The following is a 24,501-nucleotide window of genomic DNA, read 5'->3' on the forward strand; positions in this document are numbered from 1 at the left end:
AGTACAATGTTACATAGTAAACGATGTCATTCGAGTAGCGGACACTGAAATCTTAAGCTAAAATCATGAAAAGCCTGAATTTCAATACCTTATCTTTGATTATTCACTTTAAGCTTTAAGTCTTCAACAGAAGATGCATTTGCCTCACTTACTACCTTTAGTGGTTCACCAAGATTATGCTCTATTTTTATATTACGCTCAGGATCGTACTCTATTCTTGTATCAAACTCAAAGCCCAATTTCTCACAAAGTTTTTTGAAATACTCAATAAGCTTATTTATAATATAAGTAAGCTTATCAAACAAACCGTCATCACCAGCTTTATAGTCCTCTAACTCTTTAGGAATGGTAAGCAATACCTTACCGTCTTCATACGTCACATTTTCATCCTTACATTTCAGCTTAAACTCCGCTGAACTGCAAAAACCTGGTGTTTCGATATATGTACAATCATCATAGTTAAGCATTTTTGTATATTTCATGCTAAAACTAAGCTTTATACAATTGGGTTCACGACAATCCATAATATACTCTCTTGTCATACAGTTGCCTTGCGTTGACAAATGAAAAGATCCAAGAGCTTGATTCATATCATTAGGAAGAAAATGAGTATATCCGCCCTGATAATAGTTATTTATTAACTCCTCAATAATAGAGTTATTGGGAATTGTTGCACCAACGTGTTTAAACATTTCTGTAAAAATTTGTCTGAGAAATGGACGATAATTCCCTTTTCCGTTTTCATCCCGTAGAATTAGATTTTTATGGTTTGAATACAGATTGTTAATAAATTCGTTAGTTATTTTTTGTCCGTTAATAGCAAGGCCGTGTGTTCTATTAAGATCCTTATATGTTCCCTCACCAGAAATTACTTCGTCCCAAGTGTTAGCTTTGAAATCAGCATATTTGAGCTTCTTCACTTCAGCTTTCAACGCATTGACCATTTCCTTTGACATGTTATATCTCTACCATTAATACCTGTATATTAATTTTAGCACTTACTTTATTAAATTTCAATTACTCAAGACCTTCGCTTCCGTATTATCCAATGAATCACCATAAGTCACTGCTTTAAGGAAAAGTCGTTTTCCTGGTTGCACTTCAAAAGATATTATTGAATCATCAAGTAGAACAAATTTTTCACCTGTGGTGTGCTGATACTCTTTGGTGCCTTCTTGCCCTCTAATTAGGTTGCTAAGCTTATATTTATTTTTATCTATTAGTTCAGCACTCTGGAACTTTATCACCTCTTTTCCAACCAGTGCTAAATTGCTTACATTTATAGTACTAACGTTAGTGCTTGTAAAACCCTCTTCCGTCATCCCAGTGCCCAGACACTGGGATCCAGGAGAAATATAGTCAAGCGCTGGGATGACACCATCACTTAAATAATGGTTATATGAAGAACTCAATATACCAAAACGTAGCACTACTATAAGCCCCTCGTCGGTAGATTCCATTACATATCCGTAAGTAGACTGCTTGTTTGTGCTTGCAATAGGCTTATAATCCTTATCGTTGTACGAAATAAAGAGTGTTGCTCCCTTCCAATTCTTTTCCTCACTAATTAAAGTAAAGCTTGCACTATTACCTTTAATATCCGGTAAATCTATCATTTCTACGATGGTTTTGCTAATGTGAGAGGGAGGGTATTCCTTCAGCATAAGTGACCTTGTTGAAGGAAAAGAAAGCTTATATATAGAGTGATCATAACCAACGCCAATTACTTGAATGGACATGCTTTCGAATTTTGTTTTTATAATTCTCACCGTATGCTTTTTCTCACCGTCTAAAATCGTTATTACATCACTTGGCACAAGCCACGCATATTTTATCGGCAGCTTGAAATTGTATATATTTCTCTCTTGCCACGAAGAATAAAGTAAAACCTCAGCTATATTTTGCGCCTCTCCCTCCTCCATAATGAGCGGTATTTCAACTGTTATAGCAGCGCCTTGCTTTGGCAACTCAGCATATTTAACATCAATTGGATAGCCAAAATTGCGATTAAAATAAACGACGTTAACTTTATTGTTTAAATCTAATTGACTGATATTAGCAAGTTTTGAATTGTTACTGAAAACCATTTCACCAATTGGTATTCCAGTCGTAACTCCCCTGCCCTTTTGGACAAATTTCAGTTTAGAGTCCTGTTCAACCACATCAAAAAAATAGCAACTTTGCAGCATTTTAATAATTGAACGTACCGATTGCTGGTCGTTTATCACATACCCAGACAATAACCCTTTGACGTTGCTTGCATCGAACTGATCGCTTTTTAAACCTGTTTTTTGTAACAGATCCGATAAAACATCGGAAATATTAAGCTGTGAAAGCTTTCCCTGAATCCAATGTCCTGTCTGCCAATTATGGCAGTCAGTCCACATATCACACAAATTGGGGAAATAAGGAAATGGCCTTGCATCCCATGCCCAGAGAAACATTTTTTCTACCATTTCTGAACTTTGCCACTTTTTTAGCGTTCCTTCAATTGCAATTTTTTGCGAAAGAAAGCTCACCTCTCCGTTTGAATATCGTGGATATTTGCTCTCTATGCTGCCTTTGTCAACAAACACATTTGGCTCATTAGTGCAGCCGTTCATACTGGGAAATCCATATTCAGTAAACCATATTTTTTTCATTTTTGGTTGCCATTTTGTTTTACTACCACCGGGGTTTATGTGAGTTTCACTCCACCATTTCTCTATATTTTTCCACGCATACCTGCTGTCGTTATACTTTACTTTTTCAGACTCACTCTTTGAGTAATCATAGAAATAATCATACCCCACTCCACTGCTCCAACCACCCATTACATCTTCCGCAGAATAGCCAAAAGGAGGCTCTGGACCATCAGTCAGTGGAAAATAAGCATCTATGCCAACAACGTCGATGTACTCTGAAGACCACAGTTCATCCATATTATACCAACCATCATATGAATGGTATTCGCTCCAATCTGCAGCGTAGGTAACTGTTACTTCTTTTCCAAGATTAAGTTTTATTCGCTTTGCAAGCTTGACCAGCTCTATAACGGCAGGGTAATTCCCTTGTTCATCCCTGATTTTGGTAAGTTGCGCAAATTCAGAACCAATGATAAACCCTTCCACTTTAGTTTGTTTGGCAATGCTTGCATAATGCTCTATAAATTTGTTGTACTGATTCTTAAAAAAATCACTTATATCTTCAGGAGCCCCACTCAATCTTCCTCGCCACTCTTTGTTCTTTGTATCAAGTAAGGGCATTGGATAGAGCATCACCTTATAACCTCTGCTGTGCAGCTCTTCTATATATCTAGTTAACGCTGCATCACTAACTGTGCCACCATACCTTGGGTTTCCACTCGCATCTTTTGAAATTAGCTGAGCATTATCTCTGGTTACACCCCCTACTTGCCAATCATCAGGTAATATCGCGGAATCATCTTGAAATTCAACTGCAGGGTATATTTTACAATCTTTAATGTTCAGATTATTCACAAACCAATTGACTACCACCGACACCAACTCAACATTTGGCAAATCTTCTTTTAATTGATCCAAAGAAAGCATTGCATCGCTCTTTTTAGTGTGGTTGTTGTGATTTACCCTTTGCGCCAGCCCATATGGGATATATTGGTTGCTGCTTATTTTCTCTTGCGCGATTTTCTTCTGTATTTTTGTATCATATACAAACTCACCTGAACCTGGTATGATATTGATATTCCGAATATTTTTTGCTACTGAAAATTCATTTGACTTTACTGCAGTTTGCACTTCAAACGTAAATACCGGAACATGATTATTATAGTCTGCTAAAGGAAAATTCTTGATGACTATGTAAGATATTCCCCTATAAGCCGGCACATTCCCCTCTCCTTCAATTGATGACATAAATGGATCAGGATTTTGGTCTTCTCTGCCGCTGTAAAAAGTATAATCTATTTCATCAAAGCTAAGTGATGTTGTATCTGCCCAGATTCTGTTTAATTTTTCTACTTTCCCCTTGCAGATCGCAATTGCAAGCGTTGCATAGTAATTATATGTAACGTTCATACCTCTTCCAATTTTACTTTTGGTGGTTATCGCCTCTTCTTTTATTGGCTGTGCCCAAATAATATTCCCTGCAACACGAGCAGTGCCATAGATAATTGGGATCGTTCTGCCGTAGGTTGAGGTTTGAACTTGCAGATTTTTTAGCCTTGCCCCATGCGTTACTTTTTGCTCGGCTTCAAGGCCGAACATTGCCCCATCTAGCTGTGCACCAAGAAGAGCACCAAGTTCTGAGCCGATAATCCGGCCAATTGGCCCAAAAATGCTGCCTGCTTGACCAAAAATTGATGATAAAATTATTGTAGACATGGTAATCCTCCTTTTTGTTTCTATAGTTAATGTAGGCTCTACGTCATGCCGCCGCGCCGCTAACAAGCAGCGGGATGACGAGCTTATCGTTATGCCGCCGCGAACCGTCATACCGTCACGGTATCTCTAGATCCTGCTAACACGTAGCAGGGTACTTAACCGTCATACCGCGATTCATTCGCGGTATCTCTTAGCCGCTAACAAGCAGCGGAATGACGAATTTGTCGTTTTACAGCCACTTGGATGACAATTTGCTACTAAATAGTAGGAAATTCAATAATTTACAATGAATAGTTGAAGTTTGTAATTAAGAAAAGCACATGGTGTAGCTATAATCATTGTAAGCAACAATAAGAAAGTGCGGAAGTAGAAATTTGAGTTGACAAAATAAGAAAAAATATAGTATATTAATAATATTGATATTAACTTAAACTAATTATGCCAGCAGTAGTAAATACACCAGACAACATACAAAGACCGTCAAAATTAAAAAAAGCAAAAGAAATTCTGCTAGCTCCTGTAAGGTGGCTAATCATAGGTTTATCTGTAGTACTTTTGATAATATTTGTTATTTCTTTCCTGGTGTTTCTCTCAATCGCCAATGTATTGAGTAAGCTATATCTTTTTGCAGGAGGCAAAGCACCAGAATGGCTAGAGCAAAGAGCTGAAGCATTTATGGAGGCAGCACGTATTCCACAAACAACGCATGATACTGATGTAAATGATGCAATTAATATTAACGTTCAAAAGCTAAAAGAAAACTACGGTGAGCCTGATATTGATGATAAGTTTATAGAGGAAATAGAAGGATTTATTGATCAGTTAGAGTGCATAGCAAATGGCACACAAAAAGCTGCAGATAAAGATCAACTTACAGAAGATGAGAAAAAACATGCACTTGAGTGCTTGAAGCGTATAAAAAATAACCCTGGTACACATAGTGGAAGCGGGTTAACATTGAAGCAAGTTTTAAATTTAGTTTGGAAGGCTTGCAACGATCAAACTAGAGCAAATAATATAGCTATTAATACCCGCATATCACAGAGAAAATATCAACTGGTTAAACATTTAGTAGAATCGCAAACAGAATACGGAGTGCGTGGTGGTCGTGGTTCAAGTGCATGTTTTACTGGCACATTTAACAGTATTGTCTCTTCCTTGTACACTTTTGAAGAGTTTTCCTTCTTGCAAAAAGCAGATAAGAATACTATAAAGCAGGAATTTGAAAATGAGCTGCAAAAAAAGGGAGAAGAACTATTTAATCAGCTTTCCAATGATAAAGAAAAAAAAGAAGTTGCAGAAGCTTTAAGTAATCCTTCTACAAATTTCTTTTCAAGCTATGTAGAGTCATTTAAAAACCACTCTGCACGTGCAGTTTTAGGTGATAAAGAATGCGACAAATTAGTTAAAACTCATTTTAGTAATCTTCAGTACAATAAAACAATATCACGCTTTACCTAAAGTAATCACTTAACTAACGGCAAAGTGATACCATGCTGATTCATGTATTTTCCTTTCATATCATCATATGATTTCTCGCATTCACTTTCGCCGCTTAAAAATACGAATTGGCATGCGCCTTCATTAGCGTAAATTTTTGCAGGAAGTGGAGTGGTGTTTGAGAATTCGAGTGTGACATGACCTTCCCATCCAGGTTCTAAGGGAGTAACGTTTACTATAATTCCACATCTTGCGTAAGTTGATTTACCAACACAAATGACCAGTACATTCCTTGGTATACGAAAATATTCCACTGTACTTGCAAGCACAAAGCTATTTGGTGGAATTATGCATACGTCTGTTTCTTTATCTATAAAACTATTCTCAGAAAAATTTTTAGGGTCCACGATGGCTGAATTAACGTTAGTAAAAATTTTAAATTTATTATCCACTCTTGCATCGTAACCGTAAGATGATAGTCCGAAAGATATAACACCTTTGCTGCTTTTGTGATTCACAAAAGGCTCTATCATTCCAAAGTTTTCAGCTTTTTCTCTTATCCATTTATCTGGCATAACTGCCATAACTGTTCCTTAAAGTTGTGTAATACTTACAATAATATAAAATAAAATTTAAATGTAAACTGTAGCTTTTGTCATGCAATTAAAGCTTTTCAGTTTGATGTTTTGTTACAATAATTAGATTTATGTTCTTAACTAAAAATAATGCTTAGAAACTTTCTCCTGATTTTTGTATTCGTATTATTCACGCCGCCGTCAAATGCTGATGCCAGGAAATACATCAGAATTGTTGGATCTTCAACTGTTTTTCCTTTTATCTCGTTTATAGCCGAGGAGTTCAATCGTGTATTCCCTTTTAAGACTCCAGTTGTGGAATCAATAGGAAGTGGATCAGGGTTCAAAATGTTTTGCTCAGGAATAGGGGAAGACACGCCAGACATCACCACTTCATCTCGCCCTATGAAGGAAGTAGAAAGAGAACTATGTAAAAGAAATAAAATTAATGAAGTGATAGAGATCATCATTGGCTATGATGGAATTGTCATTGCAAATTCAAATCAAAGCCATAGATTTGATTTCACAAAGAAGGACTTATTTGAAACTTTATCTGCATATTCTCAAGAAAATGATAAATTAGTAAAAAATAATAAGAAGTTTTGGTCTGATGTAAATCAAGCCTTACCAAAAACAGAAATTGAAATTTATGGTCCACATCAAAATACAGGCACATACGAAACTTTGGTTAATTCTATTATGCTTGATCAATATTCATGCATGAACTCGAGAATTTTCAAAGAGAATTATAAAGATCAGGAAGAAAGAAAGAAAGCATGTGGTAATATAAGGGATGACGGAAGGTATATAGAAGTTGGAATTAATGAAAACATAATAATACAAAAATTGAAAAGTAACAAGAACGCTTTAGGGATATTTAGTTTTAGCTTTTTAATGAGGAATCAAGATAAAATACAAGGGAGCACAATTGCAGGAATTGAGCCAACTTACGAAAATATATCATCGGGAAAATATATATTAGCAAGACCTCTATACCTTTATATAAAGAAAGAACACCTGGATACTGTTGATGGATTAAGAGAATTCATAAAAGAAATTATAGATTCGATCGGCATTGAAGATGGGTACCTATCTAGGCTTGGTCTAATTCCACTTTCAAGTGAAGATATAAAGAAAGCTTCAGCAAAGGTTTATGATATAACGTGACGGCAACGTTTCTTTTATATTCTTTGTTCTAGCGTAGTCAGACCCAGCGCGGCGCGCTGGGATGACAATGGATTACTAATTAGACAGTTCTGCGTTGTTGCAACACCCCAGAAACAACCGGGTCCGAGCTTTTCGTATTTGGGCTTTCTGATTTCTCACAAACTCCTCCAATATAAGCTAGTACAGCCAATGCTGAAACTGCTAAAACTTCTAAAACTAATGCAACTACAGGATATGCCAGCACATAGGCTGCAATAGCACCAACTACGCATAGTTCAACAACGCCCAGAGCGATCTTCCCTTTGTGTTCACTCCAGAAGTTTGTATCGTTTTTTTCTGGGGTTTTGTTGTCTGCAGTTGGTGCAGAGTTTACGGTGTTTTGATCTAGATCAGTGTCATCTATAAAGTTAAGATCATCATTCTCAGACGGATCCTGATTGATTTCTTGTGAAAATCGAGTCGCATACTCTTTATCCCATGCTATCTGATCATTAATCTTGGCATTATCTAGTTCATTTTTACTAAGTTTTTCCTCAAATTCTTGAATCAAATCTTGAAAGCATTGCTCACCTACTCCAGGTATTTTAGCAAAACGTTTTTGTGCACATGTAAGTTTATCCATTACATAGTTATTTCCATTGGGCTCGAACCCAAGGAGCCCTGGAGAAGCAGCATCAAACATTAATTTAAAGCTTTCTTTTATCTTTTCCACATCTTCTTGGTTCAATTCTTCACTATATTCAACTTTCAGAGGATAAACTAAAAGGGCATCTACTCTTCCACTACTCCAATATACCTCTCGCTCTAAAACCCTTTCTACATCTTCACCACAATTCTCTAATGCTGCTTTAACTTGATCAATATCAAGGTTTTCTATTGCTTCTTGTAAGTTGGAATCAAGATCCATTACCCACTTGTGATCTTCTATTTTTTGAACAACTTGTACAAGAGCAAAATATTCTGTGCTATGAGGGTCAAATTTTCCTTGAAAGCGTTTAAGATCATCTATTGTATCCGTAAAATATGGTTGATCTTCAAAAGATTTTGTTACCTTGTAATCACACAAAAAATCACGAGTTTTTTGATCAGCTTCCTTCCAAATTAGTTCAATGATCCCTACTTTAGTGTTAACGCTAGTTTTAGTACAGCCAATAACATCATTTAAATGGTACCTTTGTCACTAGTCAGAGTCCCCTCGTGGCTCAAAACTGCTTGTATATCATTATGTTCCTTATTGTTGAGTACGTTCTGGACTTCTTGAAAATTGTCATTCCTGACTGCCTGTCTTAATGAACCTAGAATTTCTTCTTGTGCATCAGTTAATTCAACTATATCTTACCTCTAATAAAAATTTAATTATCATACATATTTACAAGTAAATCAAGTATATTGTTAATAACTGTTAATAAAGGCCAACAAAATGCTTGACGTTAGAGTAGCTTTTATGGCTTTGTATAGCGAGGAAGTAACTCTATGAAAAATCATCAACGTTTACAAACTTTACGTTCAATTGCATTTATTGTGGGAATATTCCTATTGCTATTTAGCTTAGCAATGCTTATTCCTGCTATTACCAATAAGTATCTCAGCTACGAATGGAAAAATTTTTTCGCTGGATTCATAATTACCTGCACATCTGGCGCAATTTTTATTTTACTCGGTAAATTAAGTAGATTGCATGGAATGCCAGCAATTTTTGCGATTACTAGTTGCACCTGGATTGCCTTGTCTCTGTTTGCAGCTATTCCTTTCTATTTTGATAATCTGAGCTATGTTGATGCATTGTTTGAAACGATATCTGGCATCACAACCACAGGGGCAACTATATTTAATGATATTGAAAAACAATCTCCAGGAATACTGCTGTGGAGAGCAATGCTACACGGCATGGGGGGTTTTGGTGTAATCACTTTAGGAATTGCAGTTTTTCCTATGTTTAAGGTTCTCAGCCTAAATAATTTACTTTATTCTGAATATTCAGATGCTACCAAAAGGAAGTTGCCGAACACGCGAAGCGTAGTGATTCATGTTACGGCAATATATTATGGCTTAATTTTGTTATGCATATTTTCCTATTATCTAGCTGGTATGCCACTATTTGATGCAATATGTCACGGAATGTCTGCTGTATCAACTGGTGGATTTGCTAACTATAATGATTCTATAGGGCACTATAATAATCCCATACTAGAAGCCATAACGATCGTTTTTATGATTTTGGGTTCTCTGCCTTTTCTTAGCTATTTAAAAATTATAAGACGGTTAGACATTTGCTATGATGAACAGGTCTCTTACTTTGTTAAGATAGCTACTATCTCATCTTTATTTGCTTGTTTTTGGTTGTATAAAAATGTTGATTTAGGAGTGTCATTATCATTTAGATGCAGCACATTTACCATCACTTCCTTGATTACGTCAACTGGTTATGCAATCTGTAATCATATAGATTGGAGTTTCATTTCAGTCTTAGCTTTTTTTCTAACCTTTGTTGGTGGATGTAGCGGTTCTTCAAGTGGTGGTGTCAAAATCTTCCGCTTGATTGTTCTTTTAAGGTCTATAAGAAATTACTTTTACCTTTTATTAAACCCTGATGCAGACAATGGAGTAAAACTCAATGGAAAAATTCTGGAGAATGATGAAGTTCACTCTGTCTTTATATTTTTTGCAATTTTCATGTTAACGTTTACCATTTCATCAATAGTGATGTCTTACTTAAGCAATGCAGACTTTATAACTAGCATCAGTTCAGTCTCTGCAACGCTTACAAACTCTGGCCCGAGATTTAGTAATTTAATAGGTCCTTCGGGTAATTATTCCTCTTTCAGTAATGAAGTAAAATTATTTCTATCGTTTTTAATGCTGCTTGGCAGACTTGAAATATTGCCAATCTATTTTTGTATAGGTAATTTATTCTTATTTAATAGAGAGAAATAGTTGGTGAAACTTGATATTATAGCTAAACTGACTTACGACAATTTGAAAAACCGTCATTCCGCTACTCGTTAGCGATATCTATACCGCGAATAAATCCACAGATGTACGAACATTGTGATTTGGGCACACCAGGAAGAATGTCATCCAAGTAGCCCCTTTCTCGTCATCCCGCTACTTGTTAGCGGGATCTATGCTAAGAGATACCGCGAATGAATCGCGGCATGACGGTTCGCGGCGGTATAGCTATAGATAGTATTAGCTATTTAATAAAAAGATCGTAGCTAAACCAAGAAATATAAAAGCTGAGAGAATATCAGTTGTTGCCGATGTTAGGATTGAAGAAGAAACGGCAGGGTCAGACTTTAAGCGATGAAGCATTATAGGAATGAAAGTTCCGATGAACGTTGCAATAATTGACATCATAATCATGGAGACCACAAAAATCATCTCCACTTTGAAGTTGTGAAACCTTATTGCTAACACTACTAATGAAATAGTAGATAAGATCACCCCGTTTATAAGACCTATTAAAAATTCTTTCATCAGTATTCTTTTTGCATTTTGCTCAGTTAGATATTTTGTTGCGATTGCCCGGATGGTTAGCGTTACTGTTTGGGATCCTGCATTTCCGCTCATTGATGCAATTATCGGCATGATTATTGGCAGCACTATAAAACTTTTTATTACATCATCGAAAAAGCCAACTACTATGGAACACATTGTTGCAGCTAAGAGGTTAAACAGTAACCAAGGTAGCCTTTTAATTATAGTTTTATGTATAGGGGCATTTATATCGGCTTTAGAAGATACACCGCTTATTTTGAGTACATCCTCTTCTGTTTCTTGTTGAACAACTTTTATCACATCTTCAATTAAGATCACACCAATAATTTTACCATTCTTATTTACTACCGGAGCCGATAATAGAGAGTAATCTTTAAATATTCTTGCTACTTCCTCTTGGTCTACTCCAGTTTTAATGATTTTTATGTCATGATCCATTATCTCTTTTATTATTGTGTCTCCTGAGTGAGATATTACCTTATTTAAATTAACACTGCCTATAGGCTCTAATTTTGAGTTGATAATGAATATCTGGTGAAATTTTTCTGGTATTTTTTTATAGTTGCACACAAATTCTGTCAGTTGATTTATTGTCCAATAATATGGAGCTATAACCATATCTTTATGTATTAACCTTCCTGCACTTTCTTCTGGATATGATAGCAACTCCTCTACCGATTTCTGAGTTTTGCTGGGCAAATAGTAAAGTATATTTTCTACAGACTTTCTATCTAAATCTTTCACTATGGTTACTATATCTTCTACATCAAGGAGCATTAGTAACTTTGCTGTATTTTCTATTCCCAATGTTTCTATGATCTCTATTTGTAAATCTGGCACTACATGCACTAGGGCATCACTTAACAAATGTTGATCGAGGATATTAACTAATTTCTCCCTGTGATCACTGATTGAAGTAGATAAAAAATAAGCTAACTGAACGCTATCTATCGTTTTTACAATACTACAAACATTCTCTAGCTCCTCGTTATCAAGTGACTCTATTAAGTCATCAATAGCCTTTTTGTCTAAACCATAATGAGAACTTATTTTAATATTCATTACTTTACCTTATTTTTTAATAAATATACGCGCTTGATTTCCTTAAACATTAAAGTATAATGAAATTATTTAAATTAACTATCATATGGTTAAATTTCTATTTTGTTTACTGTTATTGTTATTGATAGTAAATATATTAAAATCTAAAGTATAATGAAAACTTATCCAGAAATTCTTGAACACTTTCAAAGCTTAAATAAAAGTATTTCTCTTATCAGGAGGTGTCTTTGACATAGAAAAATTAAAGTTGCGCCTTGAAGAGCTTGACTCCCAAGCGTCGAATGATGACCTATGGCAAGATAACCAAAAAGCACAAGAAGTTTTAAAAGAACGTTCTAAAATTAAGAATGACGTAGAGTCGTTTTTAAAGCTGGAAAGCGATTACAACGATGCCATCAGCTTAATGAAGTCTGCTATTGATGAAAATGATGAAGAATTTTTCTCTGAAGTTGAAAATGAATTAGCTAAGCTAGAGAAATTAATCAAGTATAAAGAAACAGAGTCCTTATTTACTGGTGAAGCAGATAATAATAACTGCTTTTTAGAAATCCACTCAGGAGCTGGCGGAACCGAGAGCAATGATTGGGCTGAAATGCTGATGCGCATGTATATAAGGTGGGCAGAAATTTATCACAACTTTAAAGTTGAAGTTGTAGAAAAATTAGAAGGAGAGTCAGTTGGTATAAAGTCTGCAATGATAAAAATCGTTGGAGAAAAAGCTTATGGGTGGGCAAAAAGTGAAAGTGGAATTCACAGGCTGGTTAGAATATCGCCGTTTGATGCAAATGGTAAACGTCATACCAGTTTTGCAAGTGTAGGAGTAACTCCAGTGATAGAAGATTCAATTGATATTGCTGTGGATGAAAAGGATCTAAAGATCGACACCTACCGAGCTTCTGGAGCAGGCGGTCAGCATGTGAACAAAACTGAAAGTGCGGTACGCATTACGCATATTCCAACTGGTGTTGTAGTTCAATGCCAAAATGGTCGTTCTCAACACAGAAATAAAGATGAGGCATTGAAATTACTTAAAGGACGTTTATACCAAATTGAACTGGAAAAAAAAGAACAGAAAATGGCTGAAGAATATGGTAAAAAATGCGATATAGGCTGGGGTAATCAGATCAGATCGTACGTTATGCATCCATATCAAATGGTGAAGGATTTAAGAACCGGACATGAAGTGGGCAATATAAATTCTGTTTTTGATGGTAATATAGATTGTTTCATAGTTAGTGTGCTTACTAAGCAAAATTAGGTAGGGTTGACTTTCTTGCCATAATATATGATAATTAAAATATTGTTAAAGTAGGAGTAAAGTTATGGCGATTAAATATGATCAGTGGAAAAGTGACCTTACCCAGAAAAAGTGGAGAGAAAGTTTGGAATGTTTTTTACAAAAAGAATGATGCATCAAATTGTTCTGGAATGCAATAGTTAATAGTGACGTTGTTTGTTATAAAAAATTTCTATGTATTCAAATATTGCAGTTCTAGTTTGTTGAGCAGAGTGTTGTGAAGTATCAATAAGTATTTCTCTTTTCAATGAGCTAAAGAAGCTTTCTGCAACAGAATTGTCGTAACAACAGCCTTTATTACTCATCTATATTCTTTACAGCTAAGAGATATTGATACCCTTGCGCAGTATATTGTGAACCTTGGTCACTGTGCAGCAGTAGATTTTTAACAGGTTTACGCCTATTAATGGCCATTAATAAAGAGTTCATAACCAATTGTTTATTTATTGCACTACTCATTAACTACCATACGTGAGAATTATTGCTGCCAAATATAGCCATCCCTCCTTGGTTTTGATGTAAGTAATCCCATACTTTATTTGGTTGATCAACAATAAAGTTTTGATCTAGTATATTGGGAGCTACAGCTCTATTATCTGTTTGTTGTTTTTTAATTTTAAACTTTCTTCTCAGTATAGCCCTGATGTCATTTTTCTGCATAATACTTTGCACCGTTTTCAAATTGCAACTTTTACCCAAAGCCTTCAATTCAGCATGAATTTTAGGAGCTCCATATCTACATTTAGAAGCTTGATATATTTTTTGAATATCTGCTAATAACTCTTTATTTGCTGATTCTCTACTGCTTATTTTTCTTGTGGTCCACTTATAGTAGCCACTAGCAGAAAATCCTACATAATTCCTGTACTTTATAGCAGTTACTATATAAAAAAATATTTTACTCTTTTTGACTGGCCAGGGCTTTTTTTTTAATGTCTCTTTCCCTTGTTACTCTTGCTTTGTAAATCAAACCTCTCTTTGTCGTAAGGAGCCATGTTACCTCTACCTGGAAATGCATCTGCTGCCGACTTTTTTTCGTTGTGTTTCTTCATCCATTTTCCTAATACACTATCCCTTATTCCTAGATCTCTTGCTACTTTTGCAACTGGTTGACCTACCTTTCTTTGTTCATTTGTCAGCTTAACAGCTTCCAATTTGAATTCTGCCGTATATTCTCTTACCATTTCTAATCCTCCAAAATTTTATTTTACCCGAAAAAACTCTTTTCTTTCTCTCCACTTTTTCTGGGTAAGGTCAGAAATTTAATGATCCAGGATATACTCCTTTGTTAAGGGAGATTGAGCATTTTCGAATATTTCTTGAGTGCTTCCAGACTCAACAATTCTGCCATTATGAAAGAAAATTACACTATCAGATAACTTTTTAGCTTGCTTCATTGAATGAGTCACCATAATTATAGTAAATCTTAATTTCAGCTCTTGTATAAGATTTTCGATTGCATTGGTTGCCATTGGATCAAGAGCAGAGCACGGTTCATCCATTAATAAAATAGTTGGCTTCACTGCAATTGCGCGAGCGATGCATAGCCTCTGTTGTTGGCCACCGGATAAATTGAGTGCGCTATCTTGCAATCTGTCCTTCAATTCTTCCCATAAACCAACCTTGGTTAAACTATTTTCCACCATCTCATTCAATTTTTGCTTATCCTTCGCCATACCATGCAATTTTGGCCCACAAGCAACATTATCATATATTGATTTTGGAAAAGGATTTGGCTTTTGAAATACCATACCAACTTTTGCTCTAAGTAGTACAACATCCATATCGCGTGAATATATATCACCCAGCCCATCGATATCTAATTCACCAACAGTTTTGCAACCTGGTACATAGTCATTCATACGATTAAAACAACGCAAAAATGTTGATTTACCGCACCCGGATGGTCCGATAAAAGTAGTAACTTTTCTTTTATAAATATTCAAATTTATATCGAATAAAACTTGCTTAGAGCCGTACCAGAGATTTAAATCTTTAACAGAGGCACGTGTATTGCTCATATCACATCCTGCATTGAATAGAGCCCCGGAATTTCTCTTTTATTTTCGTATAGCCATACTGCTGCTTGAACAGCTCCTCTAGCAAATGTTGTGCGATCAATTGCTTTGTGGTTTAGTTCTATCCGTTCATCAGAATTAACAAACATCACGCTGTGATCTCCTATTACTCCACCTCCACGAGATACTGCAAAACCTATTCCCCCCTTTTTCCTTATGTTTGAACCACTATGTAAATATTGATTGGACTGAAAATCCACTTTTGAAGCGTTAGCAATTGTTTTGCCAAGTTCTATAGCTGTTCCAGATGGTGAATCCTTTTTTAAGTTATGATGCATTTCCCAAATCTCAACGTCATATTCATTACCTAAAAGCTCAGCAGCTTTTTTTACCAATTTCAGCAACACATTAACCCCAACACTCATATTTGCTGACCATAATATTGGAACTTCAGCAGCATATTCTTTCAAATCGACACCTTCTATTCCAGTTGTGCCACTAACCAGCGGTGTTTTAAATTTTACAGCTGCTTTAAGGCAGTCTAACATACATTCTTTAGTTGTAAAATCTATTACAACGTCAGATGACTCAAATATGCCACTAATAGAACTTGTAACTTTAATTCCTAGATTGGCTATAATTGGTCCAATATCTGAATCTATGTACTTACTACCTGAACGGGCAACAGCACCTGCTATTTCCACTTTGGTATTTGTAATTAATTCATTGAGTATTTTTTTGCCCATTCTGCCTAAGCAGCCTATTACTCCAACTCTGATTTTCATAAAGCTTTTTACGTTTATTAAGAATGTTAGGCCTTTTTTTAAGCTCTGTCACTTCTGATCTATATTCTATAGCTGTACGAACACTGCAATTTCAGATCCCAGTGCCTTGACCACAACTATTGCAATATGGTACATAGTGAACGATGTCATTCCAGTCTGGAATCTAGCCTTTCTGCAATCTCATCGAAAACGTTGTAACCACTTTCTATGCTAGTTTGCTTGCTTACAAGCAAACTTTTCTGGATCCCAGTGTCTGGGCACTGGGATGACAGGAGAAGGCACTGGGATGACAAGAATAGGGCACTGGGATCTAGTGGGCTCAAACTACAATGTTTGTACAGCTGTGATCTATATTCTATAGCTGAATAATTTAACAATTCAAAATGAATACATATCCTATTGAGCTCTATATTACATACCAGGTTGCTCTGCCTTTTCCATGCTGAGTAATGTGATTACTCTTTACGAGATTAGATACGTGCTTCTTTAAGGTATTGCAGTTTGCTTTAGTAATATTTTCCAAATCCTTAATTGTAAGACGTCCATGTTTGCTGAGTAGTGCTAGTATTTCAGCAGAAAGTGGTGCTAAATAGAGATTTAACACTTTTTCATGTGACACCTTTTGTTCAAGATAAAATTTTTGCTTTTGTAGTGACCTTAAAAAGAACATAAGCCATGGATTAAAATCATTGCTGCTCGTCTTCAAGGATTGTTGAGTACGACGCAAAGCTAAGTAGTAACTCTCCTTATTACTTTCAAGGGAACTGTAAGGTACATAGATATACCCTAACTTTAGTAACAAGAAAGTTGTGAGAATGCGTGATAATCTGCCATTTCCATCCTGGAAGGGATGAATAGCTAAAAAAGTAACTATAAAAATGCCAATAATTAATAGAGGGTGTAACGATTTCACCTCTAATTGCTGGCTAGTCCAATAAATAAGTTCTTGCATTTGTGTTGCTGTCTCAAATGGAGAGGCTGTTTCAAAAACTATGCCCAAGCTTTTTCCAGATTCATCAAACGCTTCAACATGATTGGGGAATTTTTTATATTCTCCCATGTGCCTTTGATCTTTATATGAAAATTGTAAAAGCCAGATGTGAAACTGTTTTATAGTGTTTTCTGTAAATGGCATCTTGTTAAAGTTTTGAAATACTTCTTCACACACATACGCATATCCGGCTATTTCTCGTTCATCTAGAGAACGAAATGAGCGTGTATCAAGTTTGGATAGTAATTGCTCAACTTCACGGTCTGATAATCTTGCCCCTTCAATACGAGTAGAAGAACCAATACTTTCAATTGTTGCAATTTTCTTGAGCATTTGTAAACGTTCTGGAGCTAAATTACCAAACAATTGCCATGCTCCTTTAAATTCATCAATTTCAGCAACTAATTTTAACATTTCAGGTGTTATTACAATTTTTGAAATGTCAAACATATCTGTATTTTTATCTAGTTATATTCAATTATATTCGAAAATATCCTATTAGCAAAGAATACTTGTGAGACACACACTAAAGAATGAATTTTGGTAGGCATAAAAGCAGCTATTTTATGTTAAAATACAACATTTTGATGAAATTATAAGAAAGGCTGGATCCGAGTAGTCAGCTACCCGTCAGTGCATGTTGAAAAATCATTTTATGATCTAAATCAGTTTTTTTACAGGTAACTTCTAAGCTTATCAATTTTTCCAAGATCTTCTTAAGTTCTGAAAGTTGCAAACTTTTCAAATGAGATTTAAAACTCTGCAATTGTTTAAAAAACAATGGAGGGCTTAGCTGATCAATCGCAGCCTGCTCACTCATTCCACCTTGCACTGACAGCAAAACGTTTTCAAGGCGTAGGAAATAATTTGATATAATGCGAATTAGCGCTATCGGTGAAAAATTTTCTTGCGATACCAATGCATCAGAAATTCTAATGAAGCGCAACATATCTTTACTTGCTATGGCAGAACATAAATCATCAAGTGTAGCATAGTCGTTGCCGGAAGTTGAAAAGCATAATTCTATATCAGTAAGTTTTAGGTCTTTTCTCTCCCCTAAGTATAAAACTAACTTCTCAAGTTCTGAACATATAGGCAGCTTGCTATGATTAAAGTAAGATTGCAAATGGTAGATTATCTCATTTGTGCATTTTATATCATTTTGTTTTAAGTAACTTGATATAATGTCATAAAGATTGCTGTTGCTGTCCTTATAGCAAGCAATCACACCAAAAATTTTTGAACTCTCCATATAACTTTTAGTCGCAGAATTATATGGAAGATCACTTGCTACCATCATTACATAGTGACCACTTGCGTTATAATCCAATACGTTTTTTAACTCTTTGGATATACCTCCACTCACATTTATCAGCTTAATTAATTTTTTGCTGGTAAACATCGAAACGTTTGCCAATTCAGAAAACAGTAAACTGGGTGACTTATTCACTATTGCAAAATCCATCACCTGAACTGAATACTCACCCAAATTAGCAATTATTTCTTGTACATAAAAATCAACCCTACTGTTATCACTTCCATGAATTAACACACCACGTAAAGCATCAGGTTTCTCTAGGAATTTTTTAACTTTGGATGGTGTGACCCTCATGCTATCTATATGATATCATTCTCATTTGACTGTACATGAGTATCCAAAGACTCTGAGTCTCCTTGTGCAATATTATGCACATCACCTGCTACATCATCTGACTCTTCTGTTTTTCCTGTAATATAATTATAAAATTTTTTCACAGGTTGAGATATATATTTGGAAAAAAATCCTTCTTCGCTCATATTGCTTACTCCATAAAATTAACAACTTATCATTAGCATATAAATAATAGTATAGCAAAAACTATTTTGTGCTAAGATAGTGATGTTTTATAATGAGTATATTACAAAATTATTAACATTCGAGATCAAAATTAAGCCAACCTGCTTAATACTAGCCTTATAAAATAAGCGATAATTAAATATACCGCTGCAACAAGTATAATTGCAGGTCCAGTTAACAAATCAAAACTTGCAGATAACATGAGACCTGATATCCCAGAGATCACAGAAAAAACTGTTGCAACAATAATCATCTGCATTGGAGTTTTCGAAATGAGCCTTGCAGATGCTGCTGGTATTAGCAAAAATGCAGCAATGAGTAATATTCCTATTAGTTGGGCAGCAATTGCTATAAATATAGCAAGAGTGATTAAAAATTCTAGTCTAACAAAGGTAACATTAATTTTTTCAACTACTGCTAAATCTTGATTAATTGAAATCATTAACCAATAACGCCATCTAAATATTAATATCAAAGTAACTACTGCAGAGGTTAAAAAAATCAATACTATATCACTTTGATCGAGCGTTAATATATCACCAAACAGTGAGCTAATAATACTATTATTGCCAGATGGAAGAAAAGACATAAGTATTAAACTCGATGATAAAACTACATTGGTAACAATGTTCAATATCGTATCAGCAGAATATAATCTGTTAAAATTAAGAGAAAGTAGTATAGCAAATGTAATTGCAATGAGCATTATGCTAAGCGATGGGCTAATCTTAAAGATTAAAGCAAGTGCAACACCAAGCAACGAAGAATGGGACAAACTATCACCAAGATAAGATAACCTTTGCCATATCATAAACGATCCTAAAGCGCCTGTTACTAGGCTAATTACAACTACTGCAACTAGACTATTGATGAAAAAGTCCTGGGTAAGCATGCTATATGGCTATTAGATAACTGACAACAAATCTATCTTCGGATATTAAAACGTTATGGGTTCTGCATGCAGAACCTGTTGTCATAAATTCAAAATTTAAACCTTTTTGTTCCATAAGATAGGACTTCACTGAAGAACTTAGTATATTGCGTGTTTTACCAGTACCTATTATCAAAATTTCTATTTCCTCTGTTAAAAAAGATTTAAAATGTTCCTTGCTATTTATATCACTTTCTTTCAATTTAATCACCTTTTCAGGAAAAATTATAATTGAGCCGCAATATTCTCTATTATTCACCAAAAATTTTCCTTCCCTGTAACCATTTATAAGATTTTTATTCTCGGAAATTAAGGGCATAAGTCAAACTATTAATTGAGTGTCACATACCCACCATTCTGGTTGCTTTTTTCCGATATTAACTGCAGCAGCTTTTGCATTTTCCTCACTATCGAATATTCCAAAACATGATACACCACTGCCTGACATGCGAGAAAGTATAGAGCCTTCTTGTGACTCAAGTGTTGATATCACATCCTTAATTTCAGGTACAAAGCTTATTGCTATTTCTTGAAGATCGTTTCTCGTCTCTTTAAGAAGCTTCAACAAATCCTTTTCAGCGTCATCGCTCCATTTAATTGGCTCAGAAAATTTTCCTTCATGTTTGGAAAATACCTCTGGTGTACTCAAAAACCTTTTTTTCGGTTTCACAAGCACCACATTTGTAGGTAAAGAGAATTTTTTAATGTGGCATAATTCTTCGCCAATACCTCTAACAAAAACTGGCTTGCTATCTACGCTTGCGGGAACATCAGCACCAACGTTTAAGGCTATTTCATTTAAAATCGTCCTATCAATCTCCCACAGCTTCCCTAGCGTACGTACCACAGCTCCAGCATCTGAGGATCCGCTACCAAGTCCTGCAGCAATTGGTATGTTTTTTACAACCTTTACAGTGACTTTAGTGCGTACAGGAGCATGCCTAAGCAGCAGATTAACCGCTTTCATTACAGTGTTATACTGGTTATTTATTCTAGACTCGGAGTTTATAAATTCAACTGTAGAGTTATCGTATCTAGAATCCTTCTCACCTACTTTTATTTCCAAAAAATTAGAGAGATTAGCAAAGACAAATAAACCTTCAATCAAGTGATACCCTGTTTCTTTTTTGTCTACAACATGCAAAAAAAGATTGATTTTTGCAGGCGCCTTTACACAAAAACTTTTCATTATATATCTTCACTAACACTATTTTTACATTATATGTATAATGCTATTCTAGTCAACTTTTATAAGGTTCTCGCACTTCTGATGAGATCAAATGCCATAAATCCTAATTTCTCTGTGTGGGTAAATGCGTCCGCTGGTACAGGCAAAACAAAAATCTTAATAGACAGAGTATTGAGACTTTTATTAGAAAACAAAAGAAATATTCTTTGCTTAACATTCACCAATGCTGCAGCAAACGAGATGGAGAATCGCATTCACAGCATACTCAGTAAGTGGGCAATATGTTCAGATAGTGAATTAATAATGGATCTGGAACAACTAGATTTCTTTCCGATGTACCCCTACTTGTCATCCCAGTGCGTGACACTGGGATCCAGAAAAAATAAAGATTATTTAACAAGAGCAAGAAGGCTTTTCTCTGAACTGGAAAATCTTGGTCTAACTATACAAACCATACACGCTTTCTGTTACAAATTAATTTCCAGCTTTCCCATAGAAGCTGGCATTGCTCCAAATTGCACGCTGAGTGAATGTAAAGAATTACATTCCATCATATTCAATAAAGTGCTTCATAACGAAACTGTGCAGGATGATATCAACCTTATTGCAACTGAAATTGATGAAAATAAACTACGCGATTTGCTTTATACTTTATGTGTAAAAAGATCGATGTCAGCAAATGATTCGAAATATATCAAAGATAAATTGAGCGCCCCAGATGGAATTCATGACTTACAGAGTGAAACAATTGAGCACGTGGGAAGACTAGCCGAGATATTAAGTGAAGGCAGTAAAAGAGATCAGAGTTATAGTGAAATACTTTATTCTACTGTCATCCCAGCTGGGATCCAGAAAAAAAGAACCAGTGTCAGCTACTCGGATGACACCGGAATAAAGTGGAATGACACCAAAATAGAAAACCTAGCCAAGGTATTTCTAAAATCAGAATCGCACGAAAAAAAGAGCATATCATCCATTGCAACAAAAAGTATTTTGGAGAAATTCAAAGATGCAGAGCAAATAATAGAGAGCGTTCAGAATGTAGTATTTACCCATATAAGAGACATGAACTCTTATCAAATATTCAAGAGAACCAGTAGCTTACTTGGTATATTTAAAGTATATGTTGATCTATACAGTAGCGAAAAATCAAAAAATGCACTGCTTGACTACAATGATATAATTGGCTTAGCAACAAATCTTCTCAGCAATCCAAACTATAAAGATTGGATATTGTTTAACTTGGATCAAAAAATAGATCACATCCTTGTTGATGAGGCACAAGACAATAGCATCAGCCAGTGGAAAATTATAACAAATCTCTGCGATGAATTTTTTGCCGGTAATGATGAAAAGCGAACCTTATTTGTAGTTGGTGACGTAAAACAATCAATATACAGATTTCAAGGAGCAAATCCCCATCTATTCAACTATATGCAACAATACTTTCATACGAAAACTGGTGGTAGAGATTGGATATCATGCCAACTTGAAAAGTCATTTCGCTCAACTCCAGAAGTTTTGATGCTTGTAGATAGAATATTTAATAACTTCCGCGCAGAAATATCTTTTAATGATAATGAAATAAAACATGTTCCACATAGAGAAAATGACCAAGGATATATTGAAATTTGGCCAGCGTTACCAAGGCGCAAAGAGAAAGAACAGCGAGCTTTACAAATTCCTCTGACATGCAAGGAAGGTTATACAATAGCAGATCGATTACTTGCTCAAACAATAGCTAACAGAATTCACAATTGGTTAAACGAAGGGCGGATTTTAGTCGCTAAAGATCGCCATATAGAGCCAAGAGACATTATGATTTTGGTGCGACAACGAAACGTGTTAGTTGATTACATAATAAGCGAACTTAAAAAAGCAAATGTGCCAGTTGTAGGCCGGGATTATTTTAGAATTATGGACTATATAGCCGTGCAGGACTTAATAGCTTTGGCCGAATTTTTACTCCTCCAGGCAAATGATTTAGCTCTTGCAAATGCTTTAAAATCACCGCTATTTAATTTCACCGAGGATGATTTATTTAACATTGCATACGACCGTAAAGAGCATTCACTATGGGAAAGAATTCAGGATTATTCTGTGGTTATCTATAGTGAATTAAACTATCTCATTAACTTATCTCGCATAGAGTCTCCTCTTGCACTATTTACACATATATTGCGCACAGGTAAGAAGAAATTTGCTGCAAGGCTAGGTCTTGAGTGCTTTGAGGTTCTAGACGAATTTATGAACCTTGTGTTGCAATTTGAAAACCCATCTCTTCAAGCGTTTGTTCAATGGATCAAGGAGAATAATCCGGAGATTAAGAATGATATGCAATCAGAACGCAATGCTGTGCGAATAATGACGATTCACAAATCAAAAGGTCTTCAAGCTCCCATAGTATTTTTGGTTGATACAAATACGGTGCCAAGAAGCAATGAAAGTATCATCTTTGATGGAATGGAAGTGCCATTTTGGTGTGGAAAAAACAACAATGCTTATTGTGATCAAGTAAAAAGAGAGAAAAAACTAGAGGATTATAATGAATATTTGCGTTTATTATACGTAGCACTCACGCGTGCTGAAGATGAGTTATACATCTTAAGCAAAGAGCCAGTGCAAAAGGGCTCTTGGTATGATTTAATCACTCAGTATGGAACATCATATGAAAAGAAACAAGCATGCTTACAGCCAATATTTAAAGAAAAAGTTGAAGTGCTATGTGTGAACGCAAACTACCCTTACATTTATAAAAAACGTGATTACTTTGACGTTCCGGTCATTTCTCTTCCGCCAAACCTATCAATGTCATTCCAGCACGTAACGCTGGAACCTAGAGAAAAAAAGCCAGTGTCTAGCTACTTGAATGACAAAAAAAAGAGCACTGGGATGACAGATGGTTATGCAAGAGGCCTAATAATTCACAGCATATTGCAGTATATGCCCAAGATAGAAAAAGAAAGGAGAAAAAATTGGGTCAGAAAATACCTTGATAACATCAACACCAGTGAAGATAAGGATGAAATTTACAGTAAAATATTGGCCTTTAATGAAAAATATGGCTATTTGTTTGACTTAGGAGGCAAATCAGAGATTACACTGAGTGGAATAATCGATGGCGAACCAGTATTAGTACGACTAGATAGGCTATGCATAACGCAAGATAAAGCAATCATAATTGACTACAAGTCACACCGTAACGTTTCTGTTTCCTTATTAAATGAAATAAAAAAACAGATGTTAATCTATAAAACCTTAGTACAAGAAATATATCCAAACAAGCAAGTAGAGTGCGTGGTTATTTGGGTGGAAGATTTAACCATTCAATCTGACTTTTAACGAAACTTGATTGCAAGAAATAGCTACTA

At 35.3% G+C, this 24,501-nt stretch carries 22 protein-coding genes; 5 read left to right on the top strand and 17 right to left on the bottom strand.

Annotated features, from left to right (window positions below; genetic code table 11):
* Positions 1-89: 89 nt before the first annotated feature.
* Together ABWU32_RS04685 and ABWU32_RS04690 are read right to left on the bottom strand one after the other, a co-directional pair.
* Positions 90-956, bottom strand: a complete 867-nt coding sequence (locus ABWU32_RS04685) for a hypothetical protein (protein WP_015589080.1) — start codon at positions 954-956, stop codon at positions 90-92.
* Positions 957-1,013: 57 nt separating this feature from the next.
* Positions 1,014-4,340, bottom strand: a complete 3,327-nt coding sequence (locus ABWU32_RS04690) for a glycoside hydrolase TIM-barrel-like domain-containing protein (protein WP_174516821.1) — start codon at positions 4,338-4,340, stop codon at positions 1,014-1,016.
* Positions 4,341-4,778: 438 nt separating this feature from the next.
* Here ABWU32_RS04690 and ABWU32_RS04695 point away from each other — a divergent pair, with 438 nt between their 5' ends.
* A complete protein-coding gene (locus ABWU32_RS04695) occupies positions 4,779-5,801 on the top strand; it encodes a hypothetical protein (RefSeq protein ID WP_141456986.1) in 1,023 nt (340 codons plus the stop codon).
* A gap of 5 nt (positions 5,802-5,806) precedes the next feature.
* Here ABWU32_RS04695 and dcd read toward each other — a convergent pair whose 3' ends face one another.
* Positions 5,807-6,364: a dCTP deaminase gene (dcd, locus tag ABWU32_RS04700; protein ID WP_006280485.1), complete on the bottom strand. Its 558-nt coding sequence runs from the start codon at positions 6,362-6,364 to the stop codon at positions 5,807-5,809.
* Positions 6,365-6,505: 141 nt separating this feature from the next.
* Here dcd and ABWU32_RS04705 point away from each other — a divergent pair, with 141 nt between their 5' ends.
* Positions 6,506-7,522, top strand: coding sequence for a substrate-binding domain-containing protein (locus tag ABWU32_RS04705; RefSeq protein WP_015589083.1), 1,017 nt, complete (start codon positions 6,506-6,508; stop codon positions 7,520-7,522).
* A 79-nt stretch (positions 7,523-7,601) separates the two neighbouring features.
* On the opposite strand, the gene ABWU32_RS04710 is transcribed toward ABWU32_RS04705, so the two are convergent.
* Complete coding sequence (locus tag ABWU32_RS04710) at positions 7,602-8,588, bottom strand: hypothetical protein (RefSeq protein WP_015589084.1); 987 nt, start codon at positions 8,586-8,588, stop codon at positions 7,602-7,604.
* Positions 8,589-8,995: 407 nt separating this feature from the next.
* Between ABWU32_RS04710 and ABWU32_RS04715 the strand changes: the two genes are divergently transcribed.
* Positions 8,996-10,456 (top strand): TrkH family potassium uptake protein, encoded by a 1,461-nt coding sequence (locus ABWU32_RS04715; protein ID WP_353278416.1) that lies wholly within the window; start codon positions 8,996-8,998, stop codon positions 10,454-10,456.
* A 255-nt stretch (positions 10,457-10,711) separates the two neighbouring features.
* Here the strand turns inward: ABWU32_RS04715 and mgtE are convergent, their stop codons facing one another.
* The gene (gene mgtE / locus ABWU32_RS04720) at positions 10,712-12,082 is read right to left on the bottom strand and encodes a magnesium transporter (RefSeq protein WP_015589086.1); all 1,371 of its coding nucleotides are present in this window, start codon (positions 12,080-12,082) and stop codon (positions 10,712-10,714) included.
* A gap of 153 nt (positions 12,083-12,235) precedes the next feature.
* On the opposite strand from mgtE, the gene prfB reads away from it, so the two are divergent.
* A protein-coding gene (prfB, locus tag ABWU32_RS04725) for a peptide chain release factor 2 (RefSeq protein ID WP_141456981.1) occupies positions 12,236-13,340 on the top strand; the annotation gives its coding sequence in 2 pieces (ribosomal slippage) (positions 12,236-12,310 and positions 12,312-13,340; 1,104 coding nt in all).
* Positions 13,341-13,519: 179 nt separating this feature from the next.
* Here prfB and ABWU32_RS04730 read toward each other — a convergent pair.
* The 12 genes from ABWU32_RS04730 to ABWU32_RS04780 form a co-directional block, all read right to left on the bottom strand.
* On the bottom strand, positions 13,520-13,684 hold the full coding sequence (locus tag ABWU32_RS04730; RefSeq protein WP_010082072.1) for an IS3 family transposase: 165 nt from the start codon (positions 13,682-13,684) through the stop codon (positions 13,520-13,522).
* Positions 13,677-13,838 carry a DDE-type integrase/transposase/recombinase gene (locus ABWU32_RS07955; RefSeq protein ID WP_010082071.1) on the bottom strand — a complete coding sequence of 54 codons (162 nt, stop codon included), beginning with the start codon at positions 13,836-13,838 and terminating at the stop codon, positions 13,677-13,679. Before ABWU32_RS07955 ends, ABWU32_RS04730 begins: the two co-directional genes overlap by 8 nt.
* A gap of 3 nt (positions 13,839-13,841) precedes the next feature.
* Positions 13,842-14,276 (bottom strand): IS3 family transposase, encoded by a 435-nt coding sequence (locus tag ABWU32_RS04735; protein WP_151808064.1) that lies wholly within the window; start codon positions 14,274-14,276, stop codon positions 13,842-13,844.
* 32 nt (positions 14,277-14,308) lie between these two features.
* Positions 14,309-14,563, bottom strand: coding sequence for a transposase (locus ABWU32_RS04740; RefSeq protein WP_353278418.1), 255 nt, complete (start codon positions 14,561-14,563; stop codon positions 14,309-14,311).
* Positions 14,564-14,641: 78 nt separating this feature from the next.
* Entirely contained in the window at positions 14,642-15,400 is a 759-nt protein-coding gene (gene pstB, locus ABWU32_RS04745) for a phosphate ABC transporter ATP-binding protein PstB (RefSeq protein ID WP_006280935.1), read from the bottom strand.
* Positions 15,397-16,182: a 4-hydroxy-tetrahydrodipicolinate reductase gene (gene dapB, locus ABWU32_RS04750; protein ID WP_010962542.1), complete on the bottom strand. Its 786-nt coding sequence runs from the start codon at positions 16,180-16,182 to the stop codon at positions 15,397-15,399. The genes pstB and dapB overlap by 4 nt, the downstream gene beginning before the upstream one ends.
* A gap of 406 nt (positions 16,183-16,588) precedes the next feature.
* Positions 16,589-17,623 carry a Fic family protein gene (locus tag ABWU32_RS04755; protein ID WP_353278420.1) on the bottom strand — a complete coding sequence of 345 codons (1,035 nt, stop codon included), beginning with the start codon at positions 17,621-17,623 and terminating at the stop codon, positions 16,589-16,591.
* A gap of 169 nt (positions 17,624-17,792) precedes the next feature.
* Positions 17,793-18,785: a DNA polymerase III subunit delta gene (gene holA, locus ABWU32_RS04760; RefSeq protein WP_015589088.1), complete on the bottom strand. Its 993-nt coding sequence runs from the start codon at positions 18,783-18,785 to the stop codon at positions 17,793-17,795.
* A gap of 5 nt (positions 18,786-18,790) precedes the next feature.
* On the bottom strand, positions 18,791-18,970 hold the full coding sequence (locus ABWU32_RS04765; RefSeq protein WP_010082539.1) for a hypothetical protein: 180 nt from the start codon (positions 18,968-18,970) through the stop codon (positions 18,791-18,793).
* A 131-nt stretch (positions 18,971-19,101) separates the two neighbouring features.
* On the bottom strand, positions 19,102-19,902 hold the full coding sequence (locus ABWU32_RS04770; protein ID WP_010962536.1) for a metal ABC transporter permease: 801 nt from the start codon (positions 19,900-19,902) through the stop codon (positions 19,102-19,104).
* A gap of 1 nt (position 19,903) precedes the next feature.
* Entirely contained in the window at positions 19,904-20,260 is a 357-nt protein-coding gene (locus ABWU32_RS04775; protein ID WP_015589089.1) for an Mth938-like domain-containing protein, read from the bottom strand.
* A gap of 3 nt (positions 20,261-20,263) precedes the next feature.
* Positions 20,264-21,130: a 4-(cytidine 5'-diphospho)-2-C-methyl-D-erythritol kinase gene (locus ABWU32_RS04780; RefSeq protein ID WP_015589090.1), complete on the bottom strand. Its 867-nt coding sequence runs from the start codon at positions 21,128-21,130 to the stop codon at positions 20,264-20,266.
* A gap of 81 nt (positions 21,131-21,211) precedes the next feature.
* Here ABWU32_RS04780 and ABWU32_RS04785 point away from each other — a divergent pair, with 81 nt between their 5' ends.
* On the top strand, positions 21,212-24,472 hold the full coding sequence (locus ABWU32_RS04785; RefSeq protein WP_141456955.1) for a UvrD-helicase domain-containing protein: 3,261 nt from the start codon (positions 21,212-21,214) through the stop codon (positions 24,470-24,472).
* The last annotated feature ends 29 nt before the right edge of the window (positions 24,473-24,501 follow it).

The organism is Wolbachia endosymbiont (group A) of Udea olivalis (assembly GCF_964028365.1).
Classification (GTDB): Bacteria; Pseudomonadota; Alphaproteobacteria; order Rickettsiales; family Anaplasmataceae; genus Wolbachia; species Wolbachia pipientis.

Bases quoted from the DNA above. Each gene is read 5' to 3' on its own strand.
- ABWU32_RS04690 (WP_174516821.1), bottom strand. From the start codon at position 4,340: ATGTCTACAATAATTTTATCATCAATTTTTGGTCAAGCAGGCAGCATT.
- ABWU32_RS04775 (WP_015589089.1), bottom strand. From the start codon at position 20,260: ATGCCCTTAATTTCCGAGAATAAAAATCTTATAAATGGTTACAGGGAA.
- ABWU32_RS04770 (WP_010962536.1), bottom strand. From the start codon at position 19,902: ATGCTTACCCAGGACTTTTTCATCAATAGTCTAGTTGCAGTAGTTGTA.
- ABWU32_RS04730 (WP_010082072.1), bottom strand. From the start codon at position 13,684: ATGAGTAATAAAGGCTGTTGTTACGACAATTCTGTTGCAGAAAGCTTC.
- ABWU32_RS04705 (WP_015589083.1), top strand. From the start codon at position 6,506: ATGCTTAGAAACTTTCTCCTGATTTTTGTATTCGTATTATTCACGCCG.
- ABWU32_RS04715 (WP_353278416.1), top strand. From the start codon at position 8,996: ATGAAAAATCATCAACGTTTACAAACTTTACGTTCAATTGCATTTATT.
- ABWU32_RS04740 (WP_353278418.1), bottom strand. From the start codon at position 14,563: ATGGTAAGAGAATATACGGCAGAATTCAAATTGGAAGCTGTTAAGCTG.
- holA (WP_015589088.1), bottom strand. From the start codon at position 18,785: ATGAGGGTCACACCATCCAAAGTTAAAAAATTCCTAGAGAAACCTGAT.
- ABWU32_RS04765 (WP_010082539.1), bottom strand. From the start codon at position 18,970: ATGAGCGAAGAAGGATTTTTTTCCAAATATATATCTCAACCTGTGAAA.
- ABWU32_RS04695 (WP_141456986.1), top strand. From the start codon at position 4,779: ATGCCAGCAGTAGTAAATACACCAGACAACATACAAAGACCGTCAAAA.
- pstB (WP_006280935.1), bottom strand. From the start codon at position 15,400: ATGAGCAATACACGTGCCTCTGTTAAAGATTTAAATCTCTGGTACGGC.
- dapB (WP_010962542.1), bottom strand. From the start codon at position 16,182: ATGAAAATCAGAGTTGGAGTAATAGGCTGCTTAGGCAGAATGGGCAAA.
- ABWU32_RS04780 (WP_015589090.1), bottom strand. From the start codon at position 21,130: ATGAAAAGTTTTTGTGTAAAGGCGCCTGCAAAAATCAATCTTTTTTTG.
- ABWU32_RS07955 (WP_010082071.1), bottom strand. From the start codon at position 13,838: ATGAGTAGTGCAATAAATAAACAATTGGTTATGAACTCTTTATTAATG.
- dcd (WP_006280485.1), bottom strand. From the start codon at position 6,364: ATGGCAGTTATGCCAGATAAATGGATAAGAGAAAAAGCTGAAAACTTT.
- mgtE (WP_015589086.1), bottom strand. From the start codon at position 12,082: ATGAATATTAAAATAAGTTCTCATTATGGTTTAGACAAAAAGGCTATT.
- ABWU32_RS04755 (WP_353278420.1), bottom strand. From the start codon at position 17,623: ATGTTTGACATTTCAAAAATTGTAATAACACCTGAAATGTTAAAATTA.
- ABWU32_RS04785 (WP_141456955.1), top strand. From the start codon at position 21,212: ATGAGATCAAATGCCATAAATCCTAATTTCTCTGTGTGGGTAAATGCG.
- ABWU32_RS04685 (WP_015589080.1), bottom strand. From the start codon at position 956: ATGTCAAAGGAAATGGTCAATGCGTTGAAAGCTGAAGTGAAGAAGCTC.